Below are 15,549 nucleotides of genomic sequence, written 5' to 3'. Positions count from 1 at the left end.
AGAAAAAGGCTTTTTCCCGTCTTTCAAAAACCAGCCCTAGTATTTTTTAAGGTCAGGATTTTGTGACTGACCGCGGCAAGAGTAAGCACCCCGCGCCGCAACAGTTAGAATACTCCTTTTTTGAAAAAAATCAAAGAGGAAGAGGAGCGCTATTTAGAGTGCAGTGAGGAATGAGAAATTAGCAATGAAGGGCAAAGGGAACAAGCGTTGTAACCAACGCTTGGTAAATTATAGTTTAGCACACACCCTTGGCTCCCCTGAAAGGGGAGCTGTCAGCCGCAGGCTGACTGAGGGGTTCCGACAGAAGAGCAGAAAACACAGGCTTTATGCGGTCCGCTAGCACCCTATAACCCCTCTGTCACGGCTTCGCCGTGCCACCTCCCCTTTCAGGGTGGCGCGTCCCGGTGGGGGGAAGGTCTCCAGTGGAGACCGCTCTGACCCGACCGAGCCGATAGGCGAGACCGCTGGTGCGAACCGTTCTCAGCTGTCGCTTCGGTCGTTGCTGGGCGTGCCCCACCGGGGCACAGCAACCGAGCCGACAGGTGAGAAAGGCAAGGATTTTCTGCTGGTCGCCAGCCTGCTAAATTCCAATTTACCGGAACTATGTCCTTGATCTTAATAATTGCTCATTGCTCATTTCTAATTGCCCATTCCCAATGGTTCCCCTCACTTTACTCCAAGCAAACAGGGCTTAACTAAGCGCACCCCACCGGGACGCGCTTGTCTTAAGCCCTTGCCCTTCTCTAACAACTAACTACTAACCGCTAACAACCACTCAGGAAAGCCCGTTGAAATTGGAAACCACCTTATCCACCGTATTCGCTTCCGACATGGCCATCAGGATCAAATTTCCCCGGCGGAGCACGGCGGTTTTTTCCGCCTCCACGCAAACCCATTTTCTGGGATCCAGATTCTTTTCGATCTCACCGCGAACCTCTTCGGCGTCTACGGAATCCGGCACGCGCAACAGCGCTACGCAGTGCGGAATAGAGCCGATTCCCGGCTCGGAAACGATGGCCTCGGCGCCTTCGATCGGTTCGATAAACAGAAACCAGGAAAAGGTCTCCTCCGTCACTTCGGTTTCCATTAGGGAAAGCTCCGGATCGGTAGCGTCCTTTGTCACCTGGGCCAGCAGTTCGGAAAGAGAACCCTCAATGTTTTCTTCCCCGCTACCCCCGGCCGGCTGTCCGCAGGCGGCGCAGGCCACAAGCAAAAGAACCGCAAGCAGTACAAGAATTCCTCTTTTCAATTTGAATGACCTCCCTTTTGAAATATCTGTGATGGAATCTATGGAACATCTATCTATTATTGACTGATATACTCCCGAATATAGAAATCCGCGCCCACACTTTCGCACACCTTCCGGCAGGCGTCGATCTCCTCCTTCGGCATGGTGCTTACCACCGTCATGCGGACATGGGGCACATTGAGCACCGCCCCGGCGGTAAAGCGCAGAATGGCAGAAAAGGCTTCCAGCCCAAACTTGCTGTGACAGAGCTTATCATACTTTTCCGCGGTGCTGGCGTTTAAGCTGATGGAAACGGCGTCCACCCTTCCGTCCAGCTCCAAAGAGGCCCGCCTTCCCGTGATCAGCTCTGCCAGGCCGTTGGTATTGATCCGAATAAAGTGAGAGCCGTGGGCCCGAAGCTGGTCGCAAAGCCACATCATATCGTCCCAGCGGCAGGCGGGCTCCCCGTAGCCGCAGAATACGATCTCCGTATACCGGTTCAGGTCCCTTTTCGCAAGCTCCGCCCAAATTTCCTCCTTGGAAGGCTCCTTTCCCTGATACCACAGGTTTTCCGCGTACAGGCTGCCGGAGCTGTTTTTCCGCAGACAGAAATCACAGCTGTTGGGGCACTGATTTGTCATATTGACATAGAGGCCCGTTTCGTACTCATAGGTAATGCTGGTGTTCCCAGCCTTTTGCCTTACTTCCATATCCCCTGTCCTTTTGTTCCTTTCTATCCATTCTCAGGCCGGAAGCCGAAACAGCCGGCGGGTATTTTCCCCGGCTGCCTGTAAAATGACCTCCGGCGCTTCTCCCCGCAGCTCACCGATACGCTTTGCTACATGGAGGATCAGGGAAGAGTCGTTCCGCTTGCCGCGATAGGGCTCCGGGGCCATATAGGGCGCGTCCGTTTCCAGCAGCAGCCGGTCAAGAGGAAGCTCCTTTGCCACCTCCACGGCATGGCGGGCATTTTTGAAGGTAACGACCCCGCCGATCCCAACATACATGCCCAGTTTTACCACCTCGCGAGCCATTTCCACACTGCCGGAAAAGCAGTGCACCACACCCTGGGGGCGATACCGCCGTAAAAACTCCAGGGTATCGGCGTGGGCCTCCCGGTCGTGGACGGCCACCGGCAGGGAAAGCTCCCTGGAAAGCTCCAGCTGAGTGGAAAACACCTCCTGCTGGCGCTCTTTCGGACAGGAATCCAGCCAGTGATAATCCAGTCCGATCTCCCCTACCGCCACGATCTTTTCCTTTTTCAGCAGCTCCCGAAGGACAGTCAGCCAATTTTCCGGCAGCTCCTTCGCGCATTCCGGGTGGATCCCCACCGCGCCGTACACATAGCTATATTGCTCTGTCAGCGCCGCCGTGTCATAGCAGCCCTGCAGATCCGCTCCCATATTCAGAATACCGCAGACCCCGGCTTCCGGAAGGGCTTTGCCGAGAAGCGCCTCCCGGTCCGGATCAAACTGCTCGTCGTCATAGTGGGCGTGAGAATCAAAAATCAAAGCTTCCATCCTTTTTCCTTTTCCAATGGGCGGCCTACTTTAGCACAGCTTCGCTCCGGCGGGAATGCTGTCGTCCACCATCAGCAGGTGCAGGACTTCCTTGCCCTTTTCCTTGTGGACTGCCGAAATCAGCATGCCGCAGCTTTCCAGCCCCATCATCTTCCGAGGTGGCAGGTTCACAATGGCCACCAGCGTTTTTCCGAGGAGAGCTTCCGGCTCGTACCATTTGTGAATGCCGGACAGGATCTGCCGGTCTATGCCGGTGCCGTCGTCCAGTGTAAAGCGAAGCAGCTTGTCGCTTTTTTTCACCGCTTCACAGGCCTTTACCTTCACCGCCCGGAAGTCGGATTTACAGAAGGTCTCAAAATCCACCTGTTCCTCCGCCTGAGGCTCCAGCTCGATTTCGGGAACGGGCAAATTTGCCAGGCGCTTTTCCTCCGCCTTGGCGATCACCTCGTCCTCGTCAAGCCTGGCAAACAGGATCTCCGGCTGATCCGTCACCTTGTTTCCGCTGGGGTACAGGCCGGTTTGATCCAGCTCTTCCCAGCCTCTGGGCTGCGTGTTCAGCTGGCGGAAAATGCTGTCACAGGCGCCGGGCAGGAAGGGCTGCAGCAGAGACGCGCCCACACAAATGGAATCTACCAGGTTGTAAAGCACCGTTTCCAACCGGGGCAGCTTCGCCTCGTCCTTGGCCAGGGCCCAGGGCATGGTCTCATCGATATATTTGTTGCACCGCTTAAAGAGATTCATGATCTCCGTAATGGCGTCCGCGGCCCGCAGCTCATCCATTTTGGCGGCGGCCTTGTCCCGGCAGGCGGAAACCACGGCCTTCAAGTCCTCGTCCACAGGCTCTGTAATGCCAGAGTCCTTTACAGTACCGCCAAAATACTTGTTGCTCATGGAAACGGTGCGGTTCAAAAGGTTCCCCACGATGTTGGCCAGGTCGGAGTTATTCCGCTCTGTCACCAACTCCCAGGTCAGGTTGCCGTCATTTTCATAGGGCATTTCGTGCAGGACAAAATAGCGCACCGAATCCACACCGAACACGTCCACCAAGTCGTCGGCATAAATGGTGTTCCCCTTGGATTTGCTCATCTTGTTGCCGTTCATCAAAAGCCAGGGGTGACCGAACACCTGCTTTGGCAGCGGCAGATCCAGCGCCATCAGGAAAATGGGCCAGTAGATGGTGTGGAACCGCACGATATCCTTGCCGATCAAGTGAAGGTCGGCGGGCCATTCCTTTTGAAACTGTTCCGTGCTCTCATTGCCGCAGTGGTAGCCGATGCCGGTAATATAGTTCGTCAGGGCGTCCAGCCAGACATACACCACATGCTTCGGGTCGAACTCCACCGGAATTCCCCACTTGAAGGAGGTACGGGACACGCACAGATCCTGCAGGCCGGGAAGCAGGAAATTATTCATCATCTCATTTTTCCGGGAAACAGGCTGAATGAATTCCGGGTGTTCGTTGATATAATCGATCAGCCTGGGAGCGTATTTGCTCATTTTGAAGAAATAGGCTTCCTCCTTAGCAGGGTGCACCTCTCTGCCGCAATCGGGACATTTGCCGTCTATCAGCTGGCTTTCTGTGAAAAAGGACTCGCAGTCTGTGCAGTAAAGCCCCTCGTAAGCGCTTTTATAGATATCGCCCTGATCATAGAGTTTTTTGAAGATCTTCTGCACTTCTTTTTCATGGTAGTCGTCGGTGGTGCGGATAAAATGATCGTAGGATACGTTCATTAAATCAAACTGGCCCTTGATGACCCCCGCCACCCGATCCACGAATTCCTTGGGAGTAACGCCTTCGGCCTCCGCCTTCAGCTCGTTTTTCTGGCCGTGCTCATCGGTGCCTGTCTGAAACCACACGTCATAGCCCTGCAGCCGCTTAAAGCGGGCGATGGCGTCCGCCAGCACGATCTCATAAACATTGCCGATATGCGGCTTGCCGGAGGTGTAGGCAATGGCGGTGGTAAGATAATATTTTCCTTTGCTGTTCATACTGTGCTCGTTTCCTTTCTATAGCCGGACGGGGTACCCTTACACCGGCGTATATCCGGTTTCCCGGACGATAGTTTTCAAATCCTCTTCTGTGAGCTTATCGGCGTCAAACACGACCCGCGCGCTCTTGTTTTCCAGATCTACTTCGGCCTCCCGCACGCCCTTGGCGTCCTCGAAGGCCTTCCGCATTCGGGAAGAGCACATGGCGCAGTGCATTCCATTTATCATAATAACGGTCTCTTTCCAATTTTTCTTTCCAAACATATGGTATCTTCCTTTCTTTATCATTTCAGGGGAGCTTTTGATAGCTTCCCCAGGATTCTCTAAGATCCTCTTAAGGCAACACCGCACAAAAATTGTGTACAAAGGCCTTTGGCCGGTCTTTGTGCGAGGTTGCCTTAAAACCTCCGCTTACCGGAAAATCAACGCCGAAAACGCGCTGGCGATCATCAGCAGGGCCAGTACAGCGGCCGCCACGCGGATCACAAGCGCCCTGCGATTCGTAGGGTAGCCCTTCATAGCACGAATCCTCCCCTTTTTCCACAAATTGAAATCGTTTTATAGTCTACCACTTTTTTCCCGATTTGTAAAGATTCAGGCAGCGGCAGCCTCCTGATCGCGGCAGCCATAGCTCAAGCCTTGCCATCCTCAGAAAAGTACGCTATGATGGAACCGTAAAAACTTCTTTGCGGTCTGAAAACGCAACCGGAGGTTGCGCTTCTTTCAGCCAAAGCTGATGGAATGCTACCGGAAATTATGCTATTCTTTTAGCAAGGAGGTCATACAGAATGTTGTCCGAAAAAATAGTTTCCCTGCGGCGAAAAAACGGACTTTCCCAGGAACAGCTGGCGGAAAAACTCGGCGTTTCCAGGCAGGCGATATCCAAATGGGAGGGCGGGCTGTCCACCCCGGAATTGGATAAGCTGAAGGCATTGAGCAAATGCTTTCACATTACCATAGACGAGCTTATCGGAAACGAGGGCGCAGCCGACTCCGAGCCCGCAAGGGAGGAGGAAAAACCCCCGATGGCCCGAAAAGCGAGAGAAAGCAGGCTCGGTATTTTCCTCTGCCTGGGAGGCGCCGTCTGCCTGATCCTGTTCAGCATTTTAGCGGTGTTACGCCCGGTGGCCGTGGACCGCGTTGAGGAATCCTCGATGCTCACCCTGAACGGAACTGGAATTCTCATTGCTTTGTTTTCCGTGCTGATGCTGTTGGGAATGATTTTGATTTTCAAAAAGAAATAGGGCTTGTGCGAAAACAGCAAAAGTGGCAAAGCCTTGTGCAAAACAAGCTGGGCTGCCGCCCGATCTCCAACACAAAAAAGCTCGCATTGCCAAAAAGCGATATTATCGGTTTTTCAAGCAAGCCCTAAATCCAGGAGGTATTTGCCATGAAAAAACACAAGCGTTTGGCCCGTCTTTTCGCCCTGCTTGGGCTCCTGTTTTCCCATGTCATGTGCGCTGCGGTTGCGTACAGCTATTGTGCCCTTCAGTGGGGCGGGCAGTACGCGGCGTACAGCGCCCCCGCCAGCGTTGCCTTTTTACTATGTATTCCCTACGGAGCCGGAATCGCGCTGTGCTCTTTTTTGGCTTGGTTTTTCCGGAAAAGATGTGAAAAAGACTAATTACTTGTAAGAAAAGAGGACTGCTGCAAAGGGGATCATTTTGCGGCAGCCCTTTTTTAGATGCTGGATACTAGATGCTAGACGGCGGTGGCACCTTCGGTGCAATAAAGAAAGGGCTGGATATAGAGCGATAAATGATAGTTTAGCGAAATAGTAGTTAGCTGTTAGTTGTTAGTCGTTAGTCGTTAGTCGTTAGAGAAGGGCAAGTTCCCTTCCTTGTCATCCTGAACAAAAAGCAAAGCAAGCTTTGCTTTCTCAGCGAAGGATCTCGTCCTTCATTCCAGAAAAGGACAAAGGACGAGATTCTTCACCGCTTTCAGCGGTTCAGAATGACAGGAGAAAAGCGAGTGGCTCGCCGATAAATTATAGTTTAGCACACACTCTTGGCTTTCTCGCCTGTCGGCTCGGTTGCTGTGCCCCGGTGGGGCACGCCCAGCAACGACCGAAGCGACAGCTGAGAACGGTTCGCACCAGCGGTCTCGCCTGTCGGCTCGGTTGCTGTGTGCCGGTGGCACACGTCCAGCAACGACCGAGTTGACAAACGAGAACGGGTCAGAGCGGTTGCTGTGCCCCGGTGGGGCACGTTCAGCAATGTCTGAAGCGACAGCTGAGTTCTCCACTGGAGACCTTCCCCCCACCGGGACGCGCTCACCCCTGAAAGGGGTGCTGGTCTCCGGTGGAGACCGTCCAGCACCGACCGAAGCGACAGCGTAGAAAGCTGTCACGGCTTCGCCGTGACGGAGGGGTTCCGACAGAAAGATAAAAAACACAGGTTTTATGCTGGTTTACAGCGAGCTGGAACCTCTCCACCACCTGACGGTGCTCCCCGCAGACTGCGAAGCAGTCTGTTTCCCCTATTCAGGGGAGGCAAGGGGTTAACGCTATTCGCTAGTCTGCTAAATTCCAATTTATCTGCCCTTTCCCTTAAATTGCTCATTCCTAATTACTAATTGCTAATTACTAAGTACTAGTTCCCCCTACCGCCCGCTCAGTATCCCTCTCGCTTCAGCCATTGCACTGACTTTTTCAAGGCCTCGGCGGTTTTGGTTTCCAGAACACATCTGGCGCCGCAGAGGCTGGCAAAGCTGAGCCTTTCCCGCAGGTCGAGCTTCCCGTCTCCGAGGGGCAGATGGTTTCGAGGTGGCTGCTCTGAGCCGTCGTGAATATGAAAATGGACCAACTTTGCCCGGTGCGCCCGAAGGAAGGATGCGTCCCCCTCCCCCGCCGATTTGGAATGCCCGATATCCCAGGTCAGGCCGAATTTTGGGCTTTGCAGAAGCTCCTCCAGCATTTCCCTTTCATAGTCCCAGAAGCCGTCTGTATTTTCAATCGTGAGCATGAGATCATCGTCTCCGATCCATTCCTCGCACTGCTTTCGAAAGGAGCGGTAGGCCTTTTGATAAGTGCTGAAATGTCGCTCATACATTTGCACCTTGCGGTCGGGAAGGGTGATATAGATCCCGTGGTTCAGGTGCATGTTAAGAATAAGAGGATGAGCGGGATCACCGCGGCTGTTCCGCAGGCAGAGCAGCTTTCCGGCGGCTTTGATGGTTCTTCTGACGGTTTCCAGATACGCGCCGGAAACCAGCCGGTTAAAATCCGCGACATCCAGATTTTCGTCCAAATGAATGGTGTAGTAGATCCCCGCCGCAGCCGCGGCTTCCGCCAGGCGCTCTGTTTTCTCCAGCTCCGCAAGCTGATATTCCGGGAAATTCATGTTCAGCTCCAGAAACCGCAACCCCAATTCTTTGCACAGAGCGATATTTTCCTCCAGCGTTTGGTTTTCCACCAGCGTTGGCATTCCAAACTGCATAGCGCCCTCCAAAACAGAAATTCAGTGATTGGCTGTCTGCCGTGAAAAACAGCTTTTGCCTCTCCTTTTACATTGTAAAGCAGCCTCTGCCAAAAAGCAACCGCTTTCCCGGGGAAGCCTGCATTCCTCAAAATCCGCACATTTTTTTCCTTCCGGCATACTCTGATAACAGGGACAAGGCCCGGCATGGCCGGGCCAGCCCGGTATTTTTTGGAAAGAAGGAATCACTTTGTCAGAGGAAATGAACGGCATGGCCTGCGGCCTGTACAGCGATCCCACGCCCCTGCCTCCGGATCCGGTACCTACCATGGCATACGTGCCTTACCAGCAATGGAGCAATCAGCTCCACAGCGCGGAGCGTGCCCTGGAAGCGGGCACCCTGTTCCCCGTGCTCGACAAGCCCTTTCTCGGTGGAAGGAGGGAGCCCAGATGAGTGAAAAAGAAGCCCTGCGCCGCAGGATCTACGCGGCGGAATTCGCCTCCTGGGAGCTTCACCTCTTCCTGGATACCCACCCCAACAACAACGAAGCGGCCAAGAAGCTGGAGGAATACAGAGAACGCGCCAGAAAGCTTCGCAAGGAATACGAGGAAAAGTACGGCCCCATCGGGGAAACTCCTCACAACACCAGCCGCTGGGCCTGGATCTGCGACCCGTGGCCCTGGGAAAAGGAGGCAAATTAACCTATGTTCATGTATGAAAAACGCTTGCAGCACCCTGTTAATATTAAAAATCCCAACCCCAAGCTGGCAAAGATCATCATTACGCAATACGGCGGGCCCCACGGAGAAATCGGGGCTTCTCTGCGGTATTTGAGCCAGCGCTATGCCATGCCCTATCCTGAGCTTCGGGCCATTCTCACCGATATCGGCACCGAGGAATTGAGCCATCTGGAAATGGTCGGCACCATCGTATATCAGCTTACCCGGAACTTGACGCCTGAGCAGATCCAGGAGGCCGGGTTCGACACCTATTTTGTGGATCACACCACCGGCGTATACCCCATTGCGGCCTCCGGCACACCATTCAGCGCCTCTACCTTCGCTGTTACCGGCGATACCATTGCCGATCTTCACGAGGATCTAAGCGCCGAGCAGAAGGCCCGCATGAGCTATGACAACATTCTGCGCTTCGCGGACGACCCCGATGTACGGGAGCCCATCAAGTTCCTGCGTGCCAGAGAAATCGTACACTTCCAGCGCTTCGGCGAGGGTCTCCGAATTCTCACCGACAAGCTGGATTCCAAGAACTTCTACGCCTTTAACCCCTCTTTTGATAAGCACTGAGTTTTGCAGACCAGCGGATTTTTTCGGATCGCAAGCGAAACCTTAAAATTATGTAAACTAAAATTCAATGAACCGCCCGGTGATATCGCCGGACGGTTCTTTTCTGTTACCACTTTCATACCAATGTCCGCCGAGGAGTGAGTCAGGACATTTTCCATGAGGTACTGAAAGGCTCCTTGGGATCCCAGCTGGTTTATCAGGGCGTGAGCCCCTGCTTCCGGGACCTTGCCCAGCAGGCTGGAGTTTAACGGGATCATGGAGACTCCCTGCTGAGTGGCGCTTCCCGGCTGCCAGGAGAAGCCGCCGTTCTGTACCGTTCTTGACAGCTGGGATAGTCTTTCCAGCAGTATTCCCCGCGCCATACTTTCTTTCCCCTGCCGCTGAGTGTCCGCATTTTCCCCAGATAACAAAACAGCCAGTAGCATACCCTTTCAGGCATACTGCTGGCTGTTTAGTGATTTAAGAGCTCTTTAGATTCCTTCAAATTTGCAGGCGATCAGCTGCTTTGCATGGTCACTATTGCCTTGGTACTTTTCAACCCCGCATACATCCAAAGCCGCCCGAGCCACATCTTCAATACTCCATCCCATAATGGCGTTAGGGTTATTTTTTGCTATCTGAAGCCCCTCAATAAATTTCGGACTTCTCTCATGAAGGATCATTCCGGCTAAAATGGCATTTCCAACCAGATACGTGGAATTACTCTTAATTCCATTAAGAATATCTTCCCGTGATCCTTGATACATTTTGTTGACCTGCATTTGATCTTGATCAATATAATCTCGGCTAATATCGTTCATATTTTTGCAATCTCCTCGTCACGTAGTATTTTCAATTTTTCAGCAATATCCGGGCGGCCGTAATCCAAAGCCAAATCAATCTCCAGCTGATATGCGTCATGTTCCATTTGCTTCCACCTTTCTTTATTCGTAAACGCCCCTCTCATTCCAGGGAATCCATTTGCACGGTCATCACAAAAATGCTTGTACTCATGAAGCCAACCGCTGTAGCTGGTTCCCGGAGCAGCGTGAAATTGTCCAGGTTCACCAGGATTTATACCGGGGGAATACCCAATCGAACCTTTTCCATAACGCATCTCCACGCCGGAGTTTTCCATATCGGTTTTCATTTTTTCAATTTCCTCTGGGTGAGAATCCTCCGCCGCACCAGTTATTTCAAACGTGGGATCACGCCGCTTTTGCTCTTCACTTCTTTCTATTGTATCAATCTTTCTGGTTTTTTCAACCTCTTTCTTATCTTCTTTGAATTCCTCCCCGATTTTCGGTAGTTCAAGCATTTCTCCCGATAAGCCCTCGTCTCTCTGCAACACCTCCCCCGTATCGTCCCCAAGCAAATCCGGAAGCTGGGAGGTATCGTCTAAACGGTACCCATTCCTTTCCAGCAGATACCGCGAAGTTTCGGGGCTGAAGCCCTCGGCCTTCAGAATATGGTAGGCCTGTTCCACCTGCTTTGGCGCAGCTACATTTTCCTGATAACAAAACCCGGGAGCACAGCCTTTTAGGTGCACTTCCGGGTTTTGCAGTAATTATAGAGAAGCCTCCTTAATGGCTCAAAAGCTTCTATGCCTTCTCTGCCATTCCGCAGTTACATCTTGAAGATATTTTTCAAATTTCTCCCAGCTGTAGTTCACCACGGTATCAAAGTGCTTTTCTTTTAGAGTTTCAACTCTTCCTTCCTTTAGATATTCTTCAAATTCTTCATCGCTCAAATTTCTACACTTGTCAATAGTTCCTCCTGGATCAAAACACCTGTCATCAATCATGTATTTGTTATAGTAATATTTCCTTCTCCCAGTTTCTTCTTTTTCTTTTTTCAGTTCTTTTACATACGCCGCGAATTCCTCCTCGTCCAGCGCATAGATAAGATCGATAAAGTCTTTGGGAACAGGATTTCCTTTGGCAAGGTAACTTTTACAATAATCCATTTTCTTCACCTCAATTTCTTCCATGTAAAATGATAACGTTCGGCCAGTTCATCCAGTGCTTTTTCTTGTGCTGTTTTTTCAGTATACCTCTTATACTTTCGGATAGCAACTTTAAAATCTTCCTCCGGTATTTCTGTTTCCGGTTTAGTATAGTAATATACACTACCGTCATGCCCAACAACAATTCCGGCAGCACGTTCACTTCTTAACAGTGCATTTATGTCTGTACTGCTGGGCGGCAAACCTTTTGGGTGATTATGAATCAGTAAAATTTGTGATCCCATACTCTCAGCGGCATTGAGCTTTGCTTCAAACTTTTCTGATCGTTCCACACCGGAATGGCCTTCCACTCCTGCTCGGTTTCCTATTTCCGTTCCATCATTCAGGTCAATGGCATAGAGCGTTTCCATTTTCCTGCCGTCATATGTATTTAGCAGCCACCCCGCTCGGGTAGAAATGACACGAGAAACTTTTTCGTTGTCTGTCAGTTGCGAAAAACACGCTTCGTAGTCGGTTTGATCGATACTGCTCCAGGAGACTCCGTAATCTCCGCCCTTTCCCTTCCGATGAGACCACTCTTCTTCACGAACAAGAGCACGGTTTTGATTTATTTCTCCTTCATGGAACAGATCCGTTCCATACCACTTTAATCCGGGGGACTGTAAGTCAGCACCACTTTCCGCCACCGAGGGAAGTTCCAGCAGGTTATCTGCGAAATACCCGCTATTTTCTGGTAAGCTCAAGATCGCTCGTAAACCGAATTAAAAACTACTTGGTTTCTATAGATAGCAAACCCCAGCAGGCTGCTGAGTGGCAGCCTGCTGGGGTTCGCTTTTCCTTTTCTGAGCGGTTCAGAAACTAGAATATTTTATTCTCTTTGCGCAAATCTTCTTCTGAGCCTTCTATAACCTCAAAAGCCTCCGGGGGAAAAAGATATGATTCATCAAACAGAGTCATAATCCTATACCAGCCTTTTTCAATGGATAAAACCTCCCAGACTGATCCAGTAGGAAGTGCTACAAAATCATGCCCCAAATATTTTACTTTCAATTCAGTCGCTCCTTTTCAATATAGAAAGAACCGTGTATATCCTGCCCTTTGCCAACATTAAAAACCCTGTTTTTCCTTTCCAACGAACTTTCACTCATAAGCCCCCTAATCCAGCCACTCAGGCTCATATTAAGCCTTCAAATTTGCATGCAATGAGATCTTTTACGAGCTTTTCGTCTCCTTGATATTTTTCAACACCACAAACCTCCAGAGCTGCTTGAGCAACATCGCTAATTCTCCACCCTAACAACGATTTATGATTATCTTTTGCCATTAGCAGGCCCTCCAGAAATTCGGGACTCCTTTCCTGAAACATCATTCCAGATACAATAGCGTTCAGAACAAGGAAGGTTTTCCCTTCTTTTATTCCATCATTTTTGATTCCGTCAAGAATATCTTCCCGTGATCCTTGATACATTCTATTTACTTGCATCTGTATTTTATCGGGTGATTCTTTAATCATAATCCTGCAATCTCCTTATCACGAAGTATTTTCAGTTTTTCAGCAATATCCGGGCGACCGTAATCCAAAGCCAAGTCAATCTCCAACTGATAAGCATCAAATTCCCATTGCTTTGTTCTTTCCCGATCCATTCGCCCTCTCATTCCAAGATATCCAGCAGCACGGTCATCACAAAAGTGCTTATATTCATGTAGACAACCACTATAGCTGGTTTTTCCCGGCGCAACATGGAATTGTCCAGGTTGACCGGGGTATATACCAGGGGAATATCCTATGGAACCATCTCCATAGCATATCTCCACGCCGGAGTCTGCCATATCATCTATCATTCTTTCATAGCCCTCAGGGTCAAAGTTCTCCGCCGCGCCGGTTACTTCAAACATGGGATCATGTTTTATCAGCATCTCACTTCTTTCTATTGTATCAATCTCTCTGGATTTTTCAACCCCTTTCCTGTCGTCTCCAAATTCCTCTCCACTCTCCGGCAGCTCAAGCATTTCTCCTGAAGAGGACTCGTCTCTCTGCAGCAAGTCCTCCTTGCCATCATCAAGCAGGCTCGGAAGCTGGGAGGTATCGTCTAAACGGTATCCATTCCTTTCCAGCAGATACCGCGAAGTTTCGGGGCTGAAGCCCTCGGCCTTCAGAATGTTGTAAGCCTGCTGCGCCGAGGGACGGGACAAAGCGTTATCCATGGAAAAGCCTCTGTTTTCCATGAGGTACTGAAAGGCTCCCTGGGCTCCCAGCTGGTTTATCAGGGCGTGAGCCCCTGCTTCCGGGATCTTGCCCAGCAGGCTGGAGTTCAATGGAATCATGGAGGCTCCCTTCTGAGTGGCGCTTCCCGGCTGCCAGGAGAAGCCGCCCTGCCCGCTCCCCGTACCTCTCAAGGCTCTGTTTCCCAGGAACATTGATACCGCTCCGTCTATTTTGGCTTGCCGCAGCGCGTCCTCTACGGTGGCTCCCCGGAAGGCCGCCTTCGCGTAGCTGTCGGCGCTTCGCATAGCTCCCAGATAAGCCGTGCCCATTCCCGGCATACCAACGGCACTCATGACAGCCGCCGGGGCCGTATCCGCTATGGAATAAACATCTTCCACGCCTTTTTTCAATATCGGGTTGTCAATTTGCTCCAGCCCCGTCTGACGGGCAAGGTCACTTCCGATAAGCTTACTCTGTCCCGGAGTGTAGGGATCTGCCAGCAGTCCTTTTCGTTCCTCAGGTAATGTGGCGGCTTCCATCATGTCGCCGAAAACCAGTGCTCTGCCGATAGCCTTTTCAGGCACAGAATAGATTCCCGCAATTACCGGGTGTTCTTGCGCGACTGTTTGAACGTCCTCAAGATGAGATTTTGTCCTGCTTTCGTTGATCTCCCGCCGCAGGCTTTCCATGTATGGCGTTGCCCGATTTCCATTTTCGTCTTTCCCGTAGTAGTAAGCGATCATGTTTTGATCTATCGGGGCTAACGACTTCCTATCCCGTTCCAGTTCTATCTGGGCCTGCGTGTAATCCGGTTGATCTGAATCAGGAACATAATGCCCAAACGAATCGTTTAGCTGATTCTGTAGAAAGGTATTGCCCTTCTCCACATACTTCCAAAAGTCAGGATCCTTCAGGGCCTCAAATTTTTGGTGGGCGCGGTCCTTTTCCCCTTCCGCGAGAAACAGCTGGGTTCTCCAGAAAGCTTCCGCTTGATCCAGCTCCTCCCATTCGTCCAGATCCCGGAAATACTGGTCGTTTGCCTCGTTGGCATAGTCCGGGTCCACAGAGAAGGTACCGGCAACTCTTTTCTCTATTTCCGTTTTTTTCTTCTGAATTTCGGAAATTTGATCTGTCACCTGGTTTATTACCGAGATATACACCAGCTCCTGCACGCCCTGCACCTCCGGCCGGACTTCCTCGGAAAGCTCCTCCAGGTCGTCTCCCCGGTAGCTGTTTAAGAGCGCCGCGTATTGGCTCTGAAAGGTCTTCTGGCCGTCAGCGGCCTGTTGATACGTTTGCTGATCGCTGGAATACTGCTGCCGCAAAGCTTCCTCGGAGGCTTCAAAATCCAGATAGTCTTTTTTATATACCGTCAGAGCGTTTTCCTGCCGTTTAATACTTTCCGCCAGCGCGTCCCGTTCTTGCTTCAGCTCCGGGGTGGGGGTCATTTCATAGTCCTGATTCAGCTGCGCCAGCTTTCCCTTATCCTGCTGAATTCCCGCTTGATAATCAAGGTAGCTCTGCTTCGCGCCGGCCGCGATCCCCTTTTTTGCGCCCAGATATTTTCGCGTGTAAGCAGCATCTTTTTTGGTCTTTTCCACCCTTTGATCCTGTTCGCTTTTTTCCCGATACGCCTGATTGAGCTCCGCCGCCGTTGGCCCGGCGCTTTCGCTCTTTCGGCGCTTGGTGGGCGCGACAACTTCAAAATGCTTTCCATCGCTGCTGATTCTTGCCATTTCGTCCTCCTCTTCTTTGTTTTCTCCGCATACGTTTGAAAAAATCTTAGAAATTAAGATAATTTTAGTATAGTCTTATGCACAAAGACTGTCAACCCCTTTTTCCCTCTTTTTCTTATTGGCTAAGATTTTTCGTTGACCTCGCGGAAAAAACGTGATAGGATAAGAGCATCAAGTGTGGAAATGCTCCGCTTTCACGCCCAA

At 51.2% G+C, this 15,549-nt stretch carries 19 protein-coding genes; 5 read left to right on the top strand and 14 right to left on the bottom strand.

Annotated elements, in window-relative coordinates:
* Positions 1 to 775: 775 nt before the first annotated feature.
* Genes U8T64_RS09865 through U8T64_RS09845 form a run of 5 tightly spaced genes read right to left on the bottom strand, consistent with a single transcriptional unit; the run spans position 776 to position 5,001 of the window.
* Entirely contained in the window at positions 776 to 1,249 is a 474-nt protein-coding gene (locus tag U8T64_RS09865; protein ID WP_322183246.1) for a hypothetical protein, read from the bottom strand.
* A gap of 56 nt (positions 1,250 to 1,305) precedes the next feature.
* Complete coding sequence (locus tag U8T64_RS09860) at positions 1,306 to 1,938, bottom strand: TatD family nuclease-associated radical SAM protein (RefSeq protein ID WP_322183245.1); 633 nt, start codon at positions 1,936 to 1,938, stop codon at positions 1,306 to 1,308.
* Positions 1,939 to 1,971: 33 nt separating this feature from the next.
* Positions 1,972 to 2,748, bottom strand: coding sequence for a TatD family hydrolase (locus U8T64_RS09855; RefSeq protein WP_322183244.1), 777 nt, complete (start codon positions 2,746 to 2,748; stop codon positions 1,972 to 1,974).
* A 30-nt stretch (positions 2,749 to 2,778) separates the two neighbouring features.
* Entirely contained in the window at positions 2,779 to 4,737 is a 1,959-nt protein-coding gene (gene metG / locus U8T64_RS09850; protein WP_322183243.1) for a methionine--tRNA ligase, read from the bottom strand.
* 39 nt (positions 4,738 to 4,776) lie between these two features.
* Positions 4,777 to 5,001, bottom strand: a complete 225-nt coding sequence (locus U8T64_RS09845) for a heavy-metal-associated domain-containing protein (protein ID WP_322183242.1) — start codon at positions 4,999 to 5,001, stop codon at positions 4,777 to 4,779.
* Positions 5,002 to 5,525: 524 nt separating this feature from the next.
* Here U8T64_RS09845 and U8T64_RS09840 point away from each other — a divergent pair.
* Positions 5,526 to 5,981 (top strand): helix-turn-helix domain-containing protein, encoded by a 456-nt coding sequence (locus U8T64_RS09840; protein WP_322183241.1) that lies wholly within the window; start codon positions 5,526 to 5,528, stop codon positions 5,979 to 5,981.
* 146 nt (positions 5,982 to 6,127) lie between these two features.
* Positions 6,128 to 6,361, top strand: a complete 234-nt coding sequence (locus tag U8T64_RS09835) for a hypothetical protein (RefSeq protein WP_322183240.1) — start codon at positions 6,128 to 6,130, stop codon at positions 6,359 to 6,361.
* Positions 6,362 to 7,349: 988 nt separating this feature from the next.
* Here the strand turns inward: U8T64_RS09835 and U8T64_RS09830 are convergent.
* Entirely contained in the window at positions 7,350 to 8,174 is an 825-nt protein-coding gene (locus tag U8T64_RS09830) for a sugar phosphate isomerase/epimerase family protein (protein ID WP_322183239.1), read from the bottom strand.
* Positions 8,175 to 8,403: 229 nt separating this feature from the next.
* On the opposite strand from U8T64_RS09830, the gene U8T64_RS09825 reads away from it, so the two are divergent.
* Genes U8T64_RS09825 through U8T64_RS09815 form a run of 3 tightly spaced genes read left to right on the top strand, consistent with a single transcriptional unit; the run spans position 8,404 to position 9,458 of the window.
* Complete coding sequence (locus U8T64_RS09825; protein WP_322183238.1) at positions 8,404 to 8,607, top strand: spore coat associated protein CotJA; 204 nt, start codon at positions 8,404 to 8,406, stop codon at positions 8,605 to 8,607.
* Complete coding sequence (locus tag U8T64_RS09820; protein WP_322183237.1) at positions 8,604 to 8,855, top strand: spore coat protein CotJB; 252 nt, start codon at positions 8,604 to 8,606, stop codon at positions 8,853 to 8,855. Before U8T64_RS09825 ends, U8T64_RS09820 begins: the two co-directional genes overlap by 4 nt.
* Before the next feature lie 3 nt (positions 8,856 to 8,858).
* Positions 8,859 to 9,458: a manganese catalase family protein gene (locus tag U8T64_RS09815; RefSeq protein WP_322183236.1), complete on the top strand. Its 600-nt coding sequence runs from the start codon at positions 8,859 to 8,861 to the stop codon at positions 9,456 to 9,458.
* On the opposite strand, the gene U8T64_RS09810 is transcribed toward U8T64_RS09815, so the two are convergent.
* The 8 genes from U8T64_RS09810 to U8T64_RS09775 all read right to left on the bottom strand — a co-directional run bounded on the left by U8T64_RS09810 (position 9,425) and on the right by U8T64_RS09775 (position 15,345).
* Complete coding sequence (locus tag U8T64_RS09810; RefSeq protein ID WP_322183235.1) at positions 9,425 to 9,820, bottom strand: hypothetical protein; 396 nt, start codon at positions 9,818 to 9,820, stop codon at positions 9,425 to 9,427. The two genes, U8T64_RS09815 and U8T64_RS09810, sit on opposite strands and share 34 nt — an antisense overlap.
* Before the next feature lie 108 nt (positions 9,821 to 9,928).
* A complete protein-coding gene (locus U8T64_RS09805; protein WP_322183234.1) occupies positions 9,929 to 10,258 on the bottom strand; it encodes a hypothetical protein in 330 nt (109 codons plus the stop codon).
* Positions 10,255 to 10,923 (bottom strand): hypothetical protein, encoded by a 669-nt coding sequence (locus U8T64_RS09800; protein ID WP_322183233.1) that lies wholly within the window; start codon positions 10,921 to 10,923, stop codon positions 10,255 to 10,257. The genes U8T64_RS09805 and U8T64_RS09800 overlap by 4 nt, the downstream gene beginning before the upstream one ends.
* Before the next feature lie 105 nt (positions 10,924 to 11,028).
* A complete protein-coding gene (locus U8T64_RS09795) occupies positions 11,029 to 11,427 on the bottom strand; it encodes a hypothetical protein (RefSeq protein WP_322183232.1) in 399 nt (132 codons plus the stop codon).
* Positions 11,409 to 12,146 carry a hypothetical protein gene (locus tag U8T64_RS09790; protein ID WP_322183231.1) on the bottom strand — a complete coding sequence of 246 codons (738 nt, stop codon included), beginning with the start codon at positions 12,144 to 12,146 and terminating at the stop codon, positions 11,409 to 11,411. The genes U8T64_RS09795 and U8T64_RS09790 overlap by 19 nt, the downstream gene beginning before the upstream one ends.
* A 115-nt stretch (positions 12,147 to 12,261) precedes the next feature.
* Positions 12,262 to 12,453: a hypothetical protein gene (locus tag U8T64_RS09785; protein ID WP_322183230.1), complete on the bottom strand. Its 192-nt coding sequence runs from the start codon at positions 12,451 to 12,453 to the stop codon at positions 12,262 to 12,264.
* Between the two features lie 124 nt (positions 12,454 to 12,577).
* On the bottom strand, positions 12,578 to 12,916 hold the full coding sequence (locus U8T64_RS09780; RefSeq protein WP_322183229.1) for a hypothetical protein: 339 nt from the start codon (positions 12,914 to 12,916) through the stop codon (positions 12,578 to 12,580).
* Positions 12,913 to 15,345, bottom strand: a complete 2,433-nt coding sequence (locus U8T64_RS09775) for a hypothetical protein (protein ID WP_322183228.1) — start codon at positions 15,343 to 15,345, stop codon at positions 12,913 to 12,915. The genes U8T64_RS09780 and U8T64_RS09775 overlap by 4 nt, the downstream gene beginning before the upstream one ends.
* Positions 15,346 to 15,549: the final 204 nt, after the last annotated feature.

Origin of the sequence: Neglectibacter caecimuris (genome assembly GCF_034335015.1) — a bacterium.
GTDB lineage: Bacteria > Bacillota > Clostridia > Oscillospirales > Acutalibacteraceae > Acutalibacter > Acutalibacter caecimuris_A.
Note: the sequence above shows the minus strand (reverse complement) of the source record. Positions and strands in the feature narration are given on the sequence as shown.